Source organism: Streptomyces sp. GL_148 (assembly GCF_057834205.1).
On record NZ_CM174396.1, the window covers coordinates 628130 to 645489 of the forward strand.

16 protein-coding genes are annotated in these 17360 nt (G+C 69.8%); 8 read left to right on the forward strand and 8 right to left on the reverse strand.

From position 1 onward, the window contains the following. Window positions 1–14 precede the first annotated feature (14 nt). Together AC3IYI_RS02840 and AC3IYI_RS02845 are read right to left on the reverse strand one after the other, a co-directional pair. A complete protein-coding gene (locus AC3IYI_RS02840; RefSeq protein WP_489408689.1) occupies window positions 15–1418 on the reverse strand; it encodes a cytochrome P450 in 1404 nt (467 codons plus the stop codon). Between the two features lie 14 nt (window positions 1419–1432). Continuing rightward, window positions 1433–2350, reverse strand: a complete 918-nt coding sequence (locus AC3IYI_RS02845; RefSeq protein WP_489408690.1) for a terpene synthase family protein — start codon at window positions 2348–2350, stop codon at window positions 1433–1435. A 556-nt stretch (window positions 2351–2906) separates the two neighbouring features. On the opposite strand from AC3IYI_RS02845, the gene AC3IYI_RS02850 reads away from it, so the two are divergent. Next, window positions 2907–3377, forward strand: a complete 471-nt coding sequence (locus AC3IYI_RS02850) for a hypothetical protein (RefSeq protein ID WP_489408691.1) — start codon at window positions 2907–2909, stop codon at window positions 3375–3377. A gap of 286 nt (window positions 3378–3663) precedes the next feature. Here the strand turns inward: AC3IYI_RS02850 and AC3IYI_RS02855 are convergent, their stop codons facing one another. Next, window positions 3664–3939 carry an MBL fold metallo-hydrolase gene (locus AC3IYI_RS02855; protein WP_489408692.1) on the reverse strand — a complete coding sequence of 92 codons (276 nt, stop codon included), beginning with the start codon at window positions 3937–3939 and terminating at the stop codon, window positions 3664–3666. Between the two features lie 132 nt (window positions 3940–4071). On the opposite strand from AC3IYI_RS02855, the gene AC3IYI_RS02860 reads away from it, so the two are divergent. Beyond that, complete coding sequence (locus AC3IYI_RS02860) at window positions 4072–5541, forward strand: carboxylesterase/lipase family protein (protein WP_489408693.1); 1470 nt, start codon at window positions 4072–4074, stop codon at window positions 5539–5541. 4 nt (window positions 5542–5545) lie between these two features. Here AC3IYI_RS02860 and AC3IYI_RS02865 read toward each other — a convergent pair whose 3' ends face one another. The 4 genes from AC3IYI_RS02865 to AC3IYI_RS02880 all read right to left on the reverse strand — a co-directional run bounded on the left by AC3IYI_RS02865 (window position 5546) and on the right by AC3IYI_RS02880 (window position 9960). Then, a complete protein-coding gene (locus AC3IYI_RS02865) occupies window positions 5546–7294 on the reverse strand; it encodes an ATP-binding SpoIIE family protein phosphatase (protein WP_489408694.1) in 1749 nt (582 codons plus the stop codon). A 412-nt stretch (window positions 7295–7706) separates the two neighbouring features. Then, window positions 7707–8198 (reverse strand): ATP-binding cassette domain-containing protein, encoded by a 492-nt coding sequence (locus AC3IYI_RS02870; protein WP_489408695.1) that lies wholly within the window; start codon window positions 8196–8198, stop codon window positions 7707–7709. Window positions 8199–8391: 193 nt separating this feature from the next. Beyond that, window positions 8392–9093 carry a hypothetical protein gene (locus AC3IYI_RS02875; protein WP_489408696.1) on the reverse strand — a complete coding sequence of 234 codons (702 nt, stop codon included), beginning with the start codon at window positions 9091–9093 and terminating at the stop codon, window positions 8392–8394. Between the two features lie 432 nt (window positions 9094–9525). Beyond that, window positions 9526–9960 carry a DUF4345 domain-containing protein gene (locus AC3IYI_RS02880; RefSeq protein WP_489408697.1) on the reverse strand — a complete coding sequence of 145 codons (435 nt, stop codon included), beginning with the start codon at window positions 9958–9960 and terminating at the stop codon, window positions 9526–9528. Window positions 9961–10046: 86 nt separating this feature from the next. Here AC3IYI_RS02880 and AC3IYI_RS02885 point away from each other — a divergent pair, with 86 nt between their 5' ends. From AC3IYI_RS02885 to AC3IYI_RS02910, 6 genes are all read left to right on the forward strand, one after another. Beyond that, entirely contained in the window at window positions 10047–10667 is a 621-nt protein-coding gene (locus AC3IYI_RS02885; protein WP_489408698.1) for a TetR/AcrR family transcriptional regulator, read from the forward strand. Between the two features lie 327 nt (window positions 10668–10994). Next, complete coding sequence (locus AC3IYI_RS02890) at window positions 10995–11144, forward strand: hypothetical protein (RefSeq protein ID WP_489408699.1); 150 nt, start codon at window positions 10995–10997, stop codon at window positions 11142–11144. 39 nt (window positions 11145–11183) lie between these two features. Further along, window positions 11184–11540, forward strand: coding sequence for an outer membrane protein assembly factor BamB family protein (locus tag AC3IYI_RS02895; RefSeq protein WP_489408700.1), 357 nt, complete (start codon window positions 11184–11186; stop codon window positions 11538–11540). A 112-nt stretch (window positions 11541–11652) separates the two neighbouring features. Next, window positions 11653–11940, forward strand: coding sequence for a hypothetical protein (locus tag AC3IYI_RS02900; RefSeq protein WP_489411858.1), 288 nt, complete (start codon window positions 11653–11655; stop codon window positions 11938–11940). A 669-nt stretch (window positions 11941–12609) separates the two neighbouring features. After that, on the forward strand, window positions 12610–14661 hold the full coding sequence (locus tag AC3IYI_RS02905; RefSeq protein ID WP_489408701.1) for an RICIN domain-containing protein: 2052 nt from the start codon (window positions 12610–12612) through the stop codon (window positions 14659–14661). Between the two features lie 88 nt (window positions 14662–14749). Then, a complete protein-coding gene (locus AC3IYI_RS02910) occupies window positions 14750–15355 on the forward strand; it encodes a hypothetical protein (RefSeq protein ID WP_489408702.1) in 606 nt (201 codons plus the stop codon). A 144-nt stretch (window positions 15356–15499) separates the two neighbouring features. Here the strand turns inward: AC3IYI_RS02910 and polX are convergent, their stop codons facing one another. Then, complete coding sequence (gene polX, locus AC3IYI_RS02915; protein WP_489408703.1) at window positions 15500–17227, reverse strand: DNA polymerase/3'-5' exonuclease PolX; 1728 nt, start codon at window positions 17225–17227, stop codon at window positions 15500–15502. Window positions 17228–17360: the final 133 nt, after the last annotated feature.

Consider the following 17360-nt stretch of genomic DNA (forward strand, 5'->3'; position numbering starts at 1 on the left):
GCTGTTTCAGCACACTATTGCGGCATCTCATCACTCGTATGAGAAGAGTGTTGTACCTTCCGCGCCACGGGAATCATCGGCAGTTCGCTGGGCTGCGGGATCCCTGCGGGAAGTTCGCGCACGGTGATGCCCGGGGCGGGCTTCAGGTGCCATCGCGAGGCGACGGTTGCCACCGCGGTCAGGATCTCCGCCACGGCGAAGGAATCGCCGATGCACTTGTGCTGGCCGGCCCCGAACGGGACGTAACTGTGAGTACGGGACCGCTCCTTCGCCCCCTTCTGCCAGCGGTCCGGGTCGAAGACGCCGGGGTCGGGGAAAAGCACGGGGTCCCGGTGCAACGCGTACGGACTGTAGGCCAGTTCCGCGCCGGCCGGGATCGAGATTCCACCGAGGGTGAGGGGGGCCAGGGCCCTGCGGGTGAAGAGCAAGGGGGAATGCAGGCGCAGGGCTTCCTGGAAGACGTCGTGCGTGTAGGTCAGCGCGGGTATGTCTTCGGGACGCACGGGCCGGGATCCCACCACTGAGTCGACTTCGGCGTGGACGCGCGCCTCCACCTCGGGGTGCCGGCCGATCTCGTGGAAGATCCAGGACAGGGTGGTCGCAGAGGTCTCGGTGCCGGCGAGCATGATGGCGATGACCTCGTCCCGCACCTGCCCGGCATCCATCGTCGAGCCCGTCTCGGAGTCCACGCCCGCCAGCAGCAAGGAGAGCAGGTCGTGGCGGTCGCCCCGCTCGGCCGGCTCCTCGGCGCGGTACTGCTCGATCACCTCGTCGATGATCCGGCGCAGCCGGGCGGCTGCGCCGTCGAACCGCCGGTTGTACGGAATGGGCAGCCGGTCCAGCGACTTGGGCATGACCGCCCGCACGAGCATGCCCTCCAGGACGATGGGCAGCGAGCGGTGCACCTCGTCGACGGCGGGCCGGCTCAGGTCCCCCGAGAAGATCATCTCGGCGACCGAAGACATCGCGTACCCGCGCGCCTCCGTGACCATGGAGATCTCACGGCCGGCCGTCCACGACGCGGACATCACCTCCGCCTGTCGGCACATCACCTCGGCGTACTCGGCGATGTGGTTGCGGTGGAAGGCGGGTTGCATCATCCGGCGCTGCTTGCGATGAAAGTCGCCGTCGGTGGTCACGATCCCGTTGCCGAACACCGGGCGTAGCCTGTCGAAGATCCTTCCCCGGCCGAACTGCTGCGCCTGCTGGACCAGTACGGAGTGGACGTGCTCCGGGCTCGTCAGCACGTGGACGGGCCAGGTGCCGATGTCGAGCCGTACGATGTCGCCGTGTTCCCGGAGCGACTCCAGGAACGCGATCGGCCGGCGCCACAGTTGCAGCGCGTGGCCCAGGAGCGGTAACCGTCCGGGGGCGACCGGAGCATGGACCTCGGGACCGGAATGCGCTTCAGATGCCATGAACTGACTTTCCGTCACGCCGCGGAGACAAGATCCGGGCGGGTGTACGCAGACTCCAGTCCGGCCGCGAACCGTTCGTCGCTGTACCGCGTGCACTCGTAACGCTGCCACAGATCGGCGCCGATCATCCAGTCCTCGTAACTGCGCACGCAGCGGGTGACCGCGTCGACCAGCGACGGTTCCGTCCCGGGGAGCGCATTGACGGCCTGAATCAGACGTTTTTCTTCGGTCAGATACTGCTCGATGCGCTCCTGAATGCGCCCCTCGACCGCCTGGACGGCGTCGGGGAGGGAGCACTTCTCCCAGAAGGAGATGAGGGAGACGAGGTTGTTGGTGTCCCCACAGGCGTGTTCCTTCGGCAGGGAGAACACGTCGTTGCCCCATGAGATGACGTCGAGCACGCTCGCGGCGAGAGCTTGGAACTCGGGGAGGTCGCGGACGCTCTGCGGGAGTTCGATCCCGAGCCCGGCCTCCACCATGTCCATCATCGGAAGGATCTGGGAGCTGTGGCGGCGCATGAGGACGTACTCCTGGATCCCCTGGCGTCGCGCGGCGGCGCGGTTGCCCGCCTCCTGGTCCAAGGACTGGAGCATGAGGGGGACACGGGTGCGATACCGCGCCGCGGTCCCCTCGGACATGCCGGCCAGGATCCGGTCGCACAGGTCGACGAATCCCGTCACCAACGGATTTCGGCCCGCTGCCGACCTCTCGATCCGCCCCGTTCGCAGATAGCCGGTGATCGCATCGGTGACGGGCCGCCAGGCCGCGACCTCTCCCGCTCTGATGAGGTGGTCGTGCTGGTCGTCCAGGACGAACGACCAGGCCATCCACTCGGCGAGCAAGAGGACCCGCTCGTAGGGGACGTCACCGCTCACCCGGCCGGCCAGGTGGCCCACGCCGATGCCCGAGAACTGCTCGGCTGCGGCGGTCACGAGCTCGTGTTGCAACACCCACGAGGTCGCCTGGGCGTTCGCCCGGGCGGCCCCGGGATGCTTGGAGTTTCCGAACGGAAGGTGGAAATCGGGGACGGAAAAGGAACTGAGCTGGGCCATTGATCCCCCACGGAAGAATCGGATTCGTCAATACCCGCTCACTACACGACCACGCTGTACACCCGCGACCCAAACGCCCCTCTACTGCGACATCGCCACGGCCACACCAGGTGACCGGCGGAATGAACCGGTCACGGTGTGGCCTGATCCAGCCTACCTGCGACCACATCAGGCCACCTGTGAACTCATTTACCCTCAAGACGCAGCACGCTGTCAACGTTGGGAGAGTGAACGCGGGTAATCCATCCCGGAATTGCCGAAATCGCATTCCTTTTGAATGTGCAATTGGCATAGTCGATTGCGTTCGGGGCGCCTGGGGCCAGGGGCGCCGCAGAGTAGGCAGCCGGGGCCGGCCGGGTGGCCGAAGAGCGCCGTCGGAGCGCGGGCCTCTGCCTAGACTGCGCAGGGCAACGGCCGTTGGGGGAAGGGCGGAAGCATGACCGAGAATCATCCGCCGGACCCTGGAGGGCCTGGAGCGCAGGTGGATCCCGGTGGGTCGGGAGGCGGCCAGGAGGCCGACGTCCTCGGCTCCCATCTGGAGTTCTTACGGACGCGGTTGGGCGGGGAGCAGTTCGAGGCGCTCGTCCGAGCCGTCCAGACGACTTGCACGCTCCTGGCCGAGGAACAGCAGGTCCTCCTGGGAGGGCCGCAGGAGGGCGAGCTCACCCCCGACCTCCGGGGAGAGTACCTGTCCCTCATGGCAGTGATGATCACTGGACACCTCGACCACCACCTGGTCGAGTTCAGGACCTTCGACGGCGGCAAGGGCTGGGCGGTCGTGGAGAACGTCCGCACCCGTAACCGACACCCCGGCGCACCCCCGGCCGCTCGCGACGCGGCGCGACACGCGTGGATCGACGGCCGCCTCGACGCCATCGCCCGCGCGACCGACTCCCCAGCTCCCTGACGGGACCGCCGGAAGAGACAGCCTGCGGCGACGCCAGGCAGGCAGCAGACCTGAGAGGCGAAATCAAACGCTGCTTCTCTGCCGTTTCCGCTGCGCGTCACCTCGACCACAAACGCGCCGCGCTCAACCATCCGGTCTGCGGGCCGGCGTCAGTGGTGCGCTGTGTCCGGCCCGGCGAACGGGGCGAAGATGCCGGCGCTGCTTCGATCAGGAACCGGTGGTCGTGCACGGTGAATCCGCCTGTGATTCTGAGGTGCCGCCGTCCACGACGAACCGCACGCCCCCGTCACCGCCGCGCCGGAGCAGGCCGGCCGTGGGGGCGGGGAAATGGGTGCCGATCGCGAGCGTTCCCGTGTCGGCGTAGCGGTCGACGAATGCCCGCCGGGTGGCAGCGGCCTGCGCCGCGTCGGTGTCGGCGAGGCCGGCTACATCCGGCCCCAGAGTGGTCCCATTCCACCCGGGTGACGAGGTGGCGTGCACGGGGGAACGTCGGCACCCACTTCCCGTCGACCAGGCGCGTGTTCCACCCGATGTGGTCGAAGTGGAGGTGGGTGCACACCACCGGGTCCGGCGCGAGCCTCCACTTGACGATAGATCGACGAATATTGACGCTCGCAAGAAATACGCAATAACCTGTGGCTCACGATCCCTGGACACCTCGATCCCTCGATCCCGGCCTGGAAGGACGCACTGGATGGGTTTCACTCAGGACCGCACCGCGCCCGTCGTGCACACGCGATCGGGCGCGATCCGCGGCGTCACCGAAGGTGACCTGGCCGTGTTCAAGGGCGTGCCGTACGCGGCGCCGCCCGTCGGGCCCCTCCGATGGCGCCCCGCGCAGCCGCACCGGGGATGGAGCGGCACCCTCGACGCGACGGCATTCGGCCCCGGTTCGCCGCAGGCCGTCCGCGAGGGCGACCCGATACTCGGCGGCCACGGCTTCGCCCCCTTCGACGAGGACTGTCTGACACTCAACGTGTGGACGCCCGGCATCGACGACGCCCGCCGTCCCGTCCTGGTCTGGATCCACGGCGGCGCCTTCATTTCCGGCTCCGGGGCGATGCCGAACTACTCGGGCGAGACGTTCGCGCGGGGCGGCGACATGGTGGTGGTAAACCTCAACTACCGGCTCGGACCGCTCGGCCTGCTGTGCATCGCTTCACAGGACGGCGCGGAGTGCGGCAACGTCTGGCTCACCGACCAACTCGCGGCGCTGCGTTGGGTGCAGGACAACATCGCGGCCTTCGGCGGGGATCCCGGTAACGTCACCGTCGCCGGCCAGTCCGCCGGCGCCCTGTCCGCGACCGTGCTCGCGGGCCACGCCGGGGGCGACCGGCTCTTCCGCCGGGCCATCCTCCAGAGCGTCCCGCTCGCCATGCCCCTCGCCACACCCGCCGAGGCCCGGGCCCGCACCGCCGCCTATATGGAGATCGTCGGCGCGAAGGACGTGGACGAGCTGCGGGCGGTGCCGTGGCCGCGACTGGTCGAGGCCACCGCCGGACTCCTCGCGGCCACTGTGGAATGGGGACACTGGACCGCGCCCTTCATGCCCGTGATCGACGGCGTCACGGCGGTGCGGCAACCGGTCGAGAACCTGCTCGACGGTCCGGGCACGGACATCGACGTACTCATCGGCTGGACCGCAGAAGAGTCCGCTTTCGTCTTCGCGCTGAGCGAGGCGTACGCGTCGACGACCAAGGAACAGGTGCTCCGGCGGGCACGGGACAGCTTCGGTGACGGCGCGGCCGAAGCGTACGCGGCATACGAGGCCGCCCGTCCGGGCGGCCGGCCGATCGACGTCCTCATCGACCTGACCACCGACGAGCTGTTCAAGAAGCCCACCCTGGCGTTCGCGGAAGCGCGGGCGGCACGAGGCCGCCCGGTCTGGACCTACGAGTTCGCTCTCCCCACCCCCGCGCACGACGGCCGCCTGGGTGCCCCGCACTGCCTGGACCTGCCGTTCGTCTTCGACAATTTCGACAAGTGGTCGCACGCGCCGTTCCTGGCGGGGATGGATACCCGGATCAGGGCCGGCCTCGCCAGTACCGTGCACCGGGCATGGATCTCGTTCATCCGGACCGGCGACCCCAACCACCCGGCCATGCCGCGCTGGGACCGGTACGACCGGAAATCGCGCACCACCATGCGCTTCGGGGCCCCGTAGGAACCTAGACGACGGGCCCGCCTATGGGCTGCTCCGTCCAGATGGTCTTCCCGGTACTGGTGAACCGGCAGCCCCAACGGTCGGTGAGCTGGGCCACGAGGAACAGGCCACGCCCGCCCTCGTCCGTCTCTCGTGCACGACGCAAGCGCGGCTGAGTACTACTGGGGTCGGACACCTCGCAGACGAGCACCCTGTCACGGATCAGCCGGAGCCCGACCGGTCCCCCTGCGTAGCGGATCGCGTTCGTGACCAGCTCGCTCGCGACGAGCTCGGTCACGAAGCTCAGTTCGTCCAACTGCCAGCTGGACAGCTGGTCCACCACCAGCTCACGGGCTTGCGCGACGAGGGACAGGTCGGCTTCGAGCTCCCACTCGGCGACCTGATCGGACGAGAGGGCGTGGGTGCGGGCGAGCAGCAAGGCGACGTCGTCGGAAGGCTCTTGAGGCAGCACGCTGTCGAGAATGAACCGGCCGATCTCGTCCAGTGTCCCGCTCGGGTTCGCGCCGGCGAGCGCGCTCCTCAGCTTCTCCATCCCCTCCTCGATGTCGCCGCCGCGGCTCTCGACGAGACCGTCCGTGAAGAACGCGAGCATGCTTTCGGGCTGTACGTCGAACTCCGTTACCTCGAAGGGCATTCCGCCGACTCCCAGGGGCGGTCCCGGCATCGTGTCGACGAAGACCGGCTCCGCACCGGGCGACAGCACGGCCGGCGGCGGATGTCCCGCTGTGGCAGCGGCGCATTCCCTTGTCACCGGGTCGTAGACGGCGTACAGGCACGTCGCGCCGAGCACCGCCGTCTCGGAGCGGGAATCGCCGATCTCCTCGTTGGAGAGACCGAGCACCAGGTCGTCCAGGTGTGTGAGGAGTTCACCCGGATCCAGATCGAGGTCGGCGAGGGTCTGCACGGCGGTCCGCAGGCGCGCCATGGCCGCAGTGGCATCGAGGCCATGTCCGACGACATCCCCGACGACGAACGCGACGCGCAACGACGGCAGGGGGATCACGTCGAACCAGTCCCCGCCGACTCCCAGGCCGCCACCCGCCGGCTGGTAGACGCCCGCCGTCTCCGCGGCGGCGGAGTCCAGGGCCGAGCGTGGCAGCAGGCTTCGCTGAAGGGCCAGCACCGACCGGTGTTCCTTGGTGTAGCGGCGCGCGTTGTCCACGCCCAGGGCGGCCCTGGAGACGACGTCCTGAAGCAAGGCGGCGTCCTCCTCGCCGAATGCGGAAGGCAGCCGGCTGCGCCAGACGGTGACGCAGCCGAGGATCAGACCGCGCGCGTAGAGCGGCACCGCTATGGAGGAATGAGCCCCGCTCGGGACGAACAATCGCAGGCTCTCCGGATTCACGCCGAGCTGCGCGTGCAGAACGGCAACGTCCGGCACCAGTACGGGCAGCCCCTTCATGAGGGGGCGCATCAGCGGATTGTCCGTTACGGGAGGAAGCGCCTCTCCCACTGCCAGGAGGTCCTCGGCGGATATCTCCGGGCTCTGCGCGGCAGCGATCCGGCGCAGGCGGACGTCCCCACTGGTGTCGAGGTGCGGGGGCTCGTCGCCGACCAGCACCTGCTCGGCGATGTCCACGGTCGCCAGGTCGGCAAAATCGGGGACGAGCAGATTCACCAGGGTCTCGGCCGTCTCGGTCACATCCAGGGAGGTGCCGATGCCCGCGGCGGCGGCGTGGGACAGCCCCTTCCGGCGTCGCCATGCATCTCGCTCGGCTGCCTCGACCGCGGTTTCCGCCGGGGTGACCAGCACGAGCCACTGCGCCCCTGCGCCGGGCCCGCCTGAAGTGTGAGCCGCAAGGGCTGCGAGCCGGACGACGGTGCAGACCAGAGAGACCGCGTGACCCGCATCACCACCACCCGGAACGGTCACCAGGTGCCCGCCCGGTCCCCCCTCCGTTCCGGCTCGCGGCAGCACCTCCAGCAAGGGTGCACAGGTCCGGCCCGGTGAGCATTCCAGCAGCGTCGCAGCCCCCTGCGAACGTGCGAGGACCACGCCTGCGTCGTCCAGTACGACCGCTGCCGTTTCACTGACGGGCACCGAGGCCCGCCTCGGGCCGCGATGCTCCGGTTCACGCATGTCGCCTCCACACACCGTGACCTTCAGTATCGACCCCGAGGGAAGACCCTGCGACCCGCAGCGCGCTGAGGGCTCGATGGGCCGGTCAGCGCGCCTCGGCGCTCCATGGCCGTTGCGCGTGCCCGGACCGTGCCACCCAGCGGCCGTCATGGCGGCTGACCACGATCGGGCGGCCGAAGCACGTGGTGAGCAAGTCGCCGGTCAGGACGGCGGCGACCGGGCCGGCCACACGGACGCGGCCCTCGCGCAGCAGCAGCGCGTGGCTCGTACCCGGGGCCAGTTCCTCCACGTGGTGGGTGGCCGTGACGGTCGCCCGATCCGGGCGACCGACGGCGAGTCGATGCAGGGCATCGATCAGGTCCTCGCGCGGGGACCGGTCGAGCGCGTTGAACGGCTCGTCGAGGAGCAGCAAAGACGGGTCGGCGATGAGCGCCCGAGCGATGAGGATGCGGGCCCGCTGGCCGCCGGAGCACACGCCGAACGGCCGGCCCAGGATCTCGACGGTGCCGTCGGTGGGGTGTATCAGCGCACTGACGAGGCGCAGGGTCGTCTTGCCCGCCCCGTTGGCGCCGAGCAACCTGCCCAACTTTCAGTAGATTTCGGCAAGTCCGGCGGATGCGGGTGCCCGGGACGCGGGACGTCCGGGGTGCGGCCTGTTCCGCTGGCCCGGCGGTTACGGCAGTGGTATCGCTCCAAGGCTCACCGGGCCCCTGCCGTGGGCCCGCGGTCCCGGCCGCTGCCCCGGGAAAGGTGCCCGGGGCAGCGGAACATCAGGTGCGGGCTTTGCCGAGCTTGCGCGTGACCACGATGGCGGCCGTGAGCAGCCAGGCCATCGATGTGAACCGGCCGATGGGCAGAAGGATCATCATGTCGACGCTCTCGGGCAGCACCGAGCCCAGGGCGGTCAAGTCGATGAGGCCGATGACGACGCCGAGGCAGCCGAGCCAGGTGGGCAGCAGCTTCGCCCTTAGCAGGGAGACGGCGCCGACGATGACGAGCAGCGCGCTGCCGATGACCACGACGGGGCCGCCGAGCACGAAGAGCATCTCGTGCAGCAGCTGCGCCGCCTGGTCGTTGGCGAGCGTTTCGGGCCGCTCGGCGACCCACTGCAGCGCACCGCTGAGGAACAGGCCGAGCGCAGAGAACAGACCGCCGGCGAAGACCATCAGGGAGTCCTGGGCGCGGCCGACGCTGCGCACCACCGAGGCGAGCCAGGCGCTGAACGCGGTGAAGGCCAGGGCAGAGGAGATGAAGAGGGCACCCGCGAGCCGGATGGCGGAGCCGTTGCCCCCGCGCCAGTCGGTGATCTCCTTCAGCGGTGCGTCGGGCTTGGGGATCTCGGCGTTGAGGAAGGCGCTGACGAAGAACAGGACGATGAACAGCGCGATGGTGATGACGCCGCCGGTGGCTGCCGGAGCGGACAGCCCCGCCCTCTCGCGCTCACCTAAAGATGGGGTGGTCTGAGCTGACATCTCACGTGCCTCCAACGGCATTTCGGGCGGGGATGGGGCGGATCGCGGTACGGACGGGGGTTCTGAGTGCGGTTCGGGTGCGCGGGGCCTGGGCGGGTAAACGGGTTCGGCCATATGGGGGTCCCTTGCTCCTGGGTGATGGCCCGCAGGACATTGAGCCGGGCCGCGCGCCGAGCCGGGCCCAGGCCCGCCAGCACACCGGCAAGGAGGCCCACCGCCAGGATCAGCCCGAGCCTCGGAGCCGGGAGGGCGAAGGCACCGGCGCCATCGGCGTCCGAGGCCCGCACCAGGATCCAGGCCATCTCGTCCGGATCTTTCCGGTTGAGCCCGCGTCGGCCGGTGCCGTGCATCGCAAGGCAGAGAGGCGCCCGATTACTGGACGGACTCGGGTGTCTCCACAACACGGCGGGGTGCGGTGCCCAGTGGCGCGGGTCAGGCAAGATCCGGAAGGGACGCCTTGGCCGGCGCACCCGAAGGCCGCCGCTCCCGGGACGCCCGCTCGTCGGCATCCGCCAGCCAGACCCAGACTGGCGGCAAAACCAGCTCGATCGCGGTCAGCGCCACCTGGAACCAGTGCGGCCAGCCGTGCACCGCCAGGGACATCAGCCGCCCCACACCGCCCAGCAGGAACACCGCCGCAAGCCACCGCACCACCTTCGCCGGGACGGGGTCCTGCCGGGCCGCCCACAGCCAGGCCAGCCCGTACCCGGCGAAGATCGCGCCGAAGAACCGGCCCAAGCTGTCCAGAGTGGGTCCGGCGTCGGCCTCGCCCGGAATCGCGGCGTTGCCACCGACCACGTGGAACAGCCCGATCGCCGTGCAGGCGAGGCCCGTCACCCATGCGAACACCCGGAGCGCCTTGGCCACGATTCCACCCTCTTAGTTGACGTGTGTCTACTTAGCTTGAGGGTAGCCCTCCTTAGTAGATGCGTGTCAAGTAGTAATCTGGGTGCATGCCGCCCCGCCGACGTTTGCCCCCCGCCGACCGCCGTGCCCAACTGCTCACCGTCGGAGCCCAGTTGTTCTCCGCTGCCCCCTACGACGACGTGCTGATGGAGGACGTCGCCCGGCAGGCCGGCGTATCCCGCGCCCTGCTCTACCAGCACTTCCCGAGCAAACACGCCCTCTTCGCCGCGGTCTACCAACAGGCGACCGACCGACTGCTGGAGGCGACCACCTTCGATCCCAGTGCCACGCTCGTCGAGCAGCTCACCCAGGGCCTGGACGCCCACCTCGACTACTTCATCACGAACCGCCATGCCGTCCTGGCCGCGAACCGGGTCCTGGCGGGCGATCCTGTCATCCAGACGATCATGACGGACGAACTCGACGCCCTGCGCTCACGCCTGCTCAGCGGACTCCCGCTCGCCGACGAACGCACGCACGCCGCTGTCTCAGCGGCGCTGAAGGCCTGGCTCGTGTTCGTCCAAGTCCTGTGCGTGGACTGGCTCACGCGCGAGACCTGCACCCGCACCGAGCTACGGAACACCTTCATCGGCGCGGCGGTCGGCGCCCTGCGCCCCCTACTCTCCGAGGACCCCGCCCCGGACTGGCCGCCCGCCCAGCCCGCCTGACCCGGCCCGACCGGCAGGACCGGTGTGCCTAGGGCCTGTGTCCGGTAGGGGGCCGCCGGGCAGTGCTCGGGACGGCCCGCTGTCCGTGCACGCGGTGAACGCCGGAAGCGGACGCGAGCGGTGGGTGGCCGAAGCGACCGGCGGCAAGCAGGAGGAGGCGGCGCTCGGGCCGGTCACGGTCGCCGAGGGACCGGCTACGTCGCGGCGAGGGGCGGACACGTCAACGCCTTCGCGGACGACGGCGGCAGCCGGCGCTGGGCGAGTGAGCCGCTGGGCGGCGGTTTTCCGGCGGCGCCCGTGGTGATCGGCTCCACGGTGTGCGTGCTGATGAAGACGGAGAAATCGGCGGACGAGGCCGGTGGCACCCGCACCCTGATCGAGGGCGTGCTGTGCGGTCTTGCCACGGACACGGGGCGCGTCAAGTGGCGGGCCGGGGGAACCGGGTGCTGTTCGGGGACCGCTCCCGGGGACAGCTGATCGCGGAGACCCGGGGCGGCGAACGGCTCGTCGCACTCGATGCGGATTCGGGGGACGAGCGCTGGTCGTTACCGAAGCAGGACAGCGTGGCGCTGGGGACGAAGCTGCTGTACGCGACCGGGCGGGAAGGCGAACGAGCTGGCCGCGTACGACCTTTCCACCGGGGAGCGGCGCTGGAAGTCACCCGCGCCACCGAAGGAGTCGGCGGAGGGCATCGGCGCGCAGATCACCCTCTCGGCCGACGGGCGTACGGTCTATGCCTGCCAGGGCGGGACCGGGGCCGTGTACTCCTACGACGCCGTGACGGGCGACAGGCGCTGGAGCGACACGGTCGATTCAACAATGACTCTCCAGGCGGCGCCGGGCGGGTCCGCCGTCTTTTCTGACTACCAGTGACAGCTTCCGGGCCGCGCAATCCATCGACTCCGGCTTCCAGAACCCCTTCGCAGACGGAGCGAAGAAGGCCGACGGCTATGTCACCGCAAGAGCCGCCTCCGACGGGAAGCTGCTGTGGCGTACAAAATCCAACAGCTGCGCCTCCGCACCGGCGTTGGCCGGGGAACAATCCGTACTGGTGGACCACACCTCGGAGTTGTGGGCCTATGACGCCCGTACGGGAGCGGCGCACTGGCGAGTGAAAGGCGAACCGGGTGCGGATCGGGCTGATCCCCCGCACTGCCGCCGCAGCGCAGGCCGGGGACCGTGCGGCCGGGAGCACTACGGTGGACTGAGTTGGACGTGCGGGCCGTTAGCGGCCTGCACGCACCGCTTGGGGGCGGTGGGGCGCACGAGGTAGGCGTGCGGGGAGTAAGGGCACCGGCCAGGTGTCGAGCTACACGCTCAGCGTGCAGACGCGCGCCGACGCGGCGCAACTGCTGTCCAGCATCCGTGGCGCGTCCGGCGCTCTGCGGTCCCTCGGCCGTGATGTCGATTCACTCCACCGCTCGACATGGGCCGCTTCATCCTCCCGGAAAAGTCCGCGGGCCATCTTCTTGCGGAGGTTTCTCCCACGCGGGGCGGCGATCGGAAGCTGACAGCCGTCTTACCCAAAGTCATCCCGCCATGCGCATCGGCCGCTGGACCGCCGCGAGCCCGGACGTTCCGTCAGTGGGCCGTGGAGCAGGCCTCCGTGCTCCGCCGAGCCGACCGGGCAGCGCCTTCCTCACGGGTCGTGACCAAGGGAATTCGACTGGTAGTAATTAGGTGAATCCTTGACTGAATTCCCGTCAATAGGGCTCTACTTGTTATCTCGATTAGATAACGACTGCCCTCGATAAGGCCTGGACCAATACCGCGCGACGCGCGTAACTCCCCTTGTTTTACTACTTATTGAGTGTTCATCAGATTTGACGGACAGGTAACGGAACGATTTCTCGAACCGCACCCCTCTTTGTCCGAATTCTCCGCCGCATTCGTCTGGCAGGCTTCCGCGCACCCACTCATCCGACGTTCACTTGAGGTGCCCATGACAGATCGACGCAGACGGCGTGAACACCGCCGCAAGCCGCGGCGGTTGATGCTCCTCACCGCGGCCATGGCCTCGGCGGCGGTGATCGCCGCCGGCATCGCCTACTCCGGCCTGGGCGATGATGCCCAGGCCGTGTCCGTACAAGCCGGTACGGAGGCCGCCGCACCGGCCGCCGCGCCCGCCCGGGATCAGGAGCCCGAACCCCTCGCTGCAGCACCCGCCAACGAGAGCGCGCGCGGCATGGTCTACGACGGCCTCGCCCCCGCCCCGAAGGGCGACCGGTGTGCCGGCGTCTACCGGACCGGCGCGGGTCTGTGTACCCACGGCCCCGACGCCCCGCCCAAGGGCGTCGACATAACGAAAGACATCGCGCCCGCCGTCAAGACCTCGGCACCGGCGGCCGACCCGGCCCGCCCCGCCGCCGACGACCCGGCGGCCGGCGAAGGCGGCGGGCGTCCTCAGGACGCGCCCGCAGCCGACGCCGACCGCGCGGCCGACAAGTCCGCCGCGCCCGCGCCCTCCGCCGCCGGCCAGTCCGTCGCCGCCGGCCCCGCGGGCCAGACCGTCCAGTGCGACGGAGACGGCAGCACAGGCAACCGCGTCCAGGTCGTGTACGTCCACGGCCCCGGTCGTGACCGCTACTCCGAGTACGTGGCCTCCTTCCGCAAATGGGCGGCCGACGCCGACCTCATCTACTCCGCCAGCGCCCAGGAGACCGGAGGCATCCGGCACATCCGCTACGTGACGGCCGCCGACTGCACCCCGACCGTACTCAACATCGAGCTCCCGGACTCCGCGCTCGCGGAGTTCAGCGCGACCAACGCCGCCCTCGCCGGCAAGGGGCTCGACCGCCGCGACCGCAAGTACATGATCTTCGCGGACACCCAGGTCTACTGCGGCATAGGCACCTTCAACGGCGACGAGCGGCGCGGCCAGGCCAACCTGAGCAACTTCGGTCCCTCCTACGGGCGTACGGACTCCGGCTGCTGGGGCGGCCACACCGCGGCGCACGAACTCGGCCACAACCTGGGCGCGGTGAACAACAGCGCCCCGAACACCAGCCGCGGCGCGCACTGCACCGACGAGTTCGACGTCATGTGCTACTCGGACACCCCGTACTACCCGCAGATGCGCAACATCTGCAACAACCAAGCCTCCGAGAACATCCTGGACTGCAACCACGACGACTACTTCCACACCAGCCCCAAAGCCGGCAGCTACCTGGCCACGCACTGGAACATCGCCGACAACCAGTTCCTGATGAAGAACAAGGGCGGCGGCACCGACCCCGGTCCGAACCCGAGCCCGAGCCCCTCGCCGACCAAGAAGCCGACACCCAGCCCGACCAAGAAGCCCACGGGCGGACCGGCCGTGACGGTCGGCCAGATCCAGTCGGACTCCGCCGTCGTGAGCTGGCCCAAGGTCGAGGGAGCAGCCTGGTACCAGGTCCTGCTGAACGGCAAGCACCTGGGCTGGGTCCAGTCCCCGGTGCTGCGCGTCTACAACCTCCGGCCCGACAGCTCCTACACGGTCGCCGTCTCCGTCCGCGACAACGCCGGCCGGGACAGCGGAGCAGGCAAGGCCGCGTCCTTCCGCACGAAGGGCACGGGCGGCGGCGCGACAACCCCCGGGACCCGGTACCTGCTCGGGAACGGCAGCACCGGCATGGCCGCCGAGGTGTGGGGCGGGCGCGGCGCCGACGGCACGGTGCTCGTCGGGGCGCGCTCCAACGGGTATGCGCAGCAGCAGTGGTACTTCGACGACGCGGGCAGCGGACTGGTCCGCATCCGCTCCGCGGTCTCCGGCAAGTGCCTGCAGCCGGGCGGTACCCCCGCCGCGGGCATGTGGGTCGCGCAGCAGCCCTGCGGCCGCGCCGGTGCGCAGAGCTGGAAGCTGACCACCCGCGGTGGTGCGGTGAGCGTCACCGACCCGAGCGGCGGCTTCGCGCTGACCGTGAGCAGCCGTCCCTACTACGGGAACTGGCTGCTCGACCTCCAGCGCGCGGATGGCCGGGCCCCGCAGGTCTGGACCGTGCAGAAGGTCGGCTGACCCCGACAGCCCTCTGAAGTCCCCTCCGGCGGGCGGCCGCGTCGCGCGGCCGTCCGCCTGCCCCTCACCCCACCCGGAGCACGCCACGATGCGCATACGAATCGCTTTCCAGGCCGTCCTGACCGCCGTCGTCCTGATCCTGCTGTGCCCGGCCGTGGCGCACGCCCACGGCGACACCGTGAAGGTGGTGGTCACCGGGCAGCGGGATGGCCACGTCACCGCGGACGTCACCTGGGAGAACGACGGCGACGCCGTCGAAGAGGCGGTCGCCGCCACCGTGAACGCGGTCAGCCCCGACGGCGCCCGCACGCTGGGGCCCTGGCGGCTGGTGCGCGATCCCGCCGCGACGCCGACCGGCTGGACCACGGCCGAGTCCCTGCCGCCCGGTGCCTGGAAGGTCAGCGTGGACGTGGGCTTCCCCGCCCTCGGGCACGGCGAACTCGAAGTCGGCGTACCGGTGGTGGACCCGGCCCCGACCACCGGCACCCCGGGTCCCCGCCCCGCCGACCCGTCGTCCGCGCCGACCGGGACGCAGGCGCAGACCCCGACGCCGACACCTGCGACGGCCCCCGAGGCCCCCGCGGAACCCGGCACGGGCCCCGCCGTCTGGTGGACAACGGCGGGAGTGGCGGCAACGGCCCTGTCCGGGGCGGCCGTCGGCATCTTCCTGCGCCGCAGGCGGGCGCGCGGCTAGACCGTCCCGCGCCCGAGTCGACCCGCTGTCCGACGGTTGGACGCTGAACGAAGTGCACGCCTGCGAGGAGGGCGAACTGCCACGCCGCCTGTGGCGCGTCACCCCAGACCCAGACCCGGACCCGGGCCCGGTGACAGGCTTCGCTCAGGTGCCCTTCCTGCCCAGGAACTGGCGCAGCTTCGTCAGGGGCCACGTGTTGATGACGTCGTCCGTCGTCAGCCAGCCGCGCTGCGCCGTCGCCACCCCGTAGCGCATGTACGGCAGATGCGTCGTGGCGTGCGCGTCGGAGTTCACCGCGAACTTCACTCCGTACCGTTTCGCTCGCAGGATGTCCTCGTCGCACAGGTCGAGCCGCTCGGGATGCGCGTTGATCTCCAGTGCGGTGCCCGTCCGTGCACAGGCCTGGAAGACCGCGTCGAAGTCGGCGTCGATGCGGGGGCGTTTGCCGATCCGGCGGGTCGTGGGGTGGCCGATGACGGCGACGTGCGGGTTCTCGCAGGCGCGGATGAGACGGCGGGTGAGCTGCTGCCGGCTCTGGTTGAAGTGGGAGTGGACCGAGGCCACACAGAAGTCGAAGTCCGCGAGGAACTCGTCGGGCCAGTCCAGGTCCCCGTCCGGGCCGATGTTCAGTTCCGTGCCGTGCAGCAGTCGCATCCGGTGGTGCGCGCCGTCCAGTGCGCGTACCCGATCGCGCTGGGCGAGGATCTTCTCGCTGGTCATGCGCTGCATGTACAGGTTCGGGGCGTGGTCGGTGACCGCGTAGTACGCGTAACCGCGTGCGGCAGCGGCGTCGATCATGTCCTCCAGCGGGGCCAGCCCGTCCGTGAGGTCGGTGTGGGTGTGCAGATCGCCGCGGATGTCCCGCTCCGCCACGAGGTCGGGGAGTTCGCCGCGCAGCCCGGCCGCGATCTCGCCGCGGTCCTCGCGCAGCGTCGGCGGTATCCAGGGCAGTCCGAGCCTGGCGTAGATCGCCTCCTCGGTCTCGGAGGTGATGCTGTCGCCGCTCTCGGCGTCGAAGAGCCCGTACTCGGAGAGCTTGAGCCCCTGGCGTACCGCGAGTGCGCGGGTGCGGATGTTGTGGGCCCTGGAGCCGGTGAAGTACTGCAGGCCCGCTCCCCAGGAGGCAGGTGGAAGGACTCGTAGGTCCACCTGAAGACCCGTGGCGGTCCGTACGGAGGTCTTCTTCTCCCCGTGTGCGATGACCTCGGCCGTGTAGGGAAGGGCGATGAGAGCCTCCATGAACGGGGCCGACCGGCGCGCCGCCACCAGGATGTCGACATCCCCGATGGTCTCCTTCATCCGGCGCAGGGATCCCGCGTACGTGCATCGGACGCAGCCGCGGATGTCCGACAGCTCGGCGACGAGCTGCTCGGCGATGTCCATGGCCGCGCTGACGAGGATGCGGCCCTCGCCGGCCTTCTGGAGTACGGAGATGCCATGCAGGATGTTGTCCTCGGTCCGCTCTCCGAAGCCCTTCAGATCACGCAACCGCTCCTGGTGGATGGCGTCGAGCAGCTGGTCGACCGAGGTGATGCCCAGTTCCTCGTAAAGGACCATGGCCTTGCGGGGACCGAGACCCGGAATCACGATCAGCTCGCGCACTCCGGCCGGTACGGACGCCCTGGCCTCGTCGACGACGGACATGCGGCCGGTCCGCAGGTACTCCAGGACCTTGTCGGCGACCGACCTGCCGACGTTAGGGATCTCGCGCAGGCCCTTCGCGTCGAGCGTCGAGACGTCCTCCGGGTAGCCCCCGACGGCGCGGGCGGCCTTCTCGTAGGCGCGCGCCTTGAAGGCCTCCCCGCCGCGGAGCGCGATGAGCTCGGCGTACTCCTGGAGCATCGCCTCGACCTGGTCATTGGCGCGGGCCATGCCTCCAGGGTGCGCCCGCGCACGCCACGCAGGCACGCCGGGCGCCCAGGGGCTGTCGTCAAAGTGCCGTCGTCGCCCGGAGGGCGGCCCCGCGGCGCCAGGCGTCACGGGGCAAACGCCACTTTGACGACAG

What these genes read in the sequence shown, in the direction of transcription:
- AC3IYI_RS02885 (WP_489408698.1), top strand. Translation starts at nt 10,047, where the DNA reads ATGCCGCCCCGCCGACGTTTGCCCCCCGCCGACCGCCGTGCCCAACTG.
- AC3IYI_RS02850 (WP_489408691.1), top strand. Translation starts at nt 2,907, where the DNA reads ATGACCGAGAATCATCCGCCGGACCCTGGAGGGCCTGGAGCGCAGGTG.
- AC3IYI_RS02890 (WP_489408699.1), top strand. Translation starts at nt 10,995, where the DNA reads ATGAAGACGGAGAAATCGGCGGACGAGGCCGGTGGCACCCGCACCCTG.
- AC3IYI_RS02895 (WP_489408700.1), top strand. Translation starts at nt 11,184, where the DNA reads ATGCGGATTCGGGGGACGAGCGCTGGTCGTTACCGAAGCAGGACAGCG.
- AC3IYI_RS02905 (WP_489408701.1), top strand. Translation starts at nt 12,610, where the DNA reads ATGACAGATCGACGCAGACGGCGTGAACACCGCCGCAAGCCGCGGCGG.
- AC3IYI_RS02875 (WP_489408696.1), bottom strand. Translation starts at nt 9,093, where the DNA reads ATGTCAGCTCAGACCACCCCATCTTTAGGTGAGCGCGAGAGGGCGGGG.
- AC3IYI_RS02910 (WP_489408702.1), top strand. Translation starts at nt 14,750, where the DNA reads ATGCGCATACGAATCGCTTTCCAGGCCGTCCTGACCGCCGTCGTCCTG.
- polX (WP_489408703.1), bottom strand. Translation starts at nt 17,227, where the DNA reads ATGGCCCGCGCCAATGACCAGGTCGAGGCGATGCTCCAGGAGTACGCC.
- AC3IYI_RS02840 (WP_489408689.1), bottom strand. Translation starts at nt 1,418, where the DNA reads ATGGCATCTGAAGCGCATTCCGGTCCCGAGGTCCATGCTCCGGTCGCC.
- AC3IYI_RS02860 (WP_489408693.1), top strand. Translation starts at nt 4,072, where the DNA reads ATGGGTTTCACTCAGGACCGCACCGCGCCCGTCGTGCACACGCGATCG.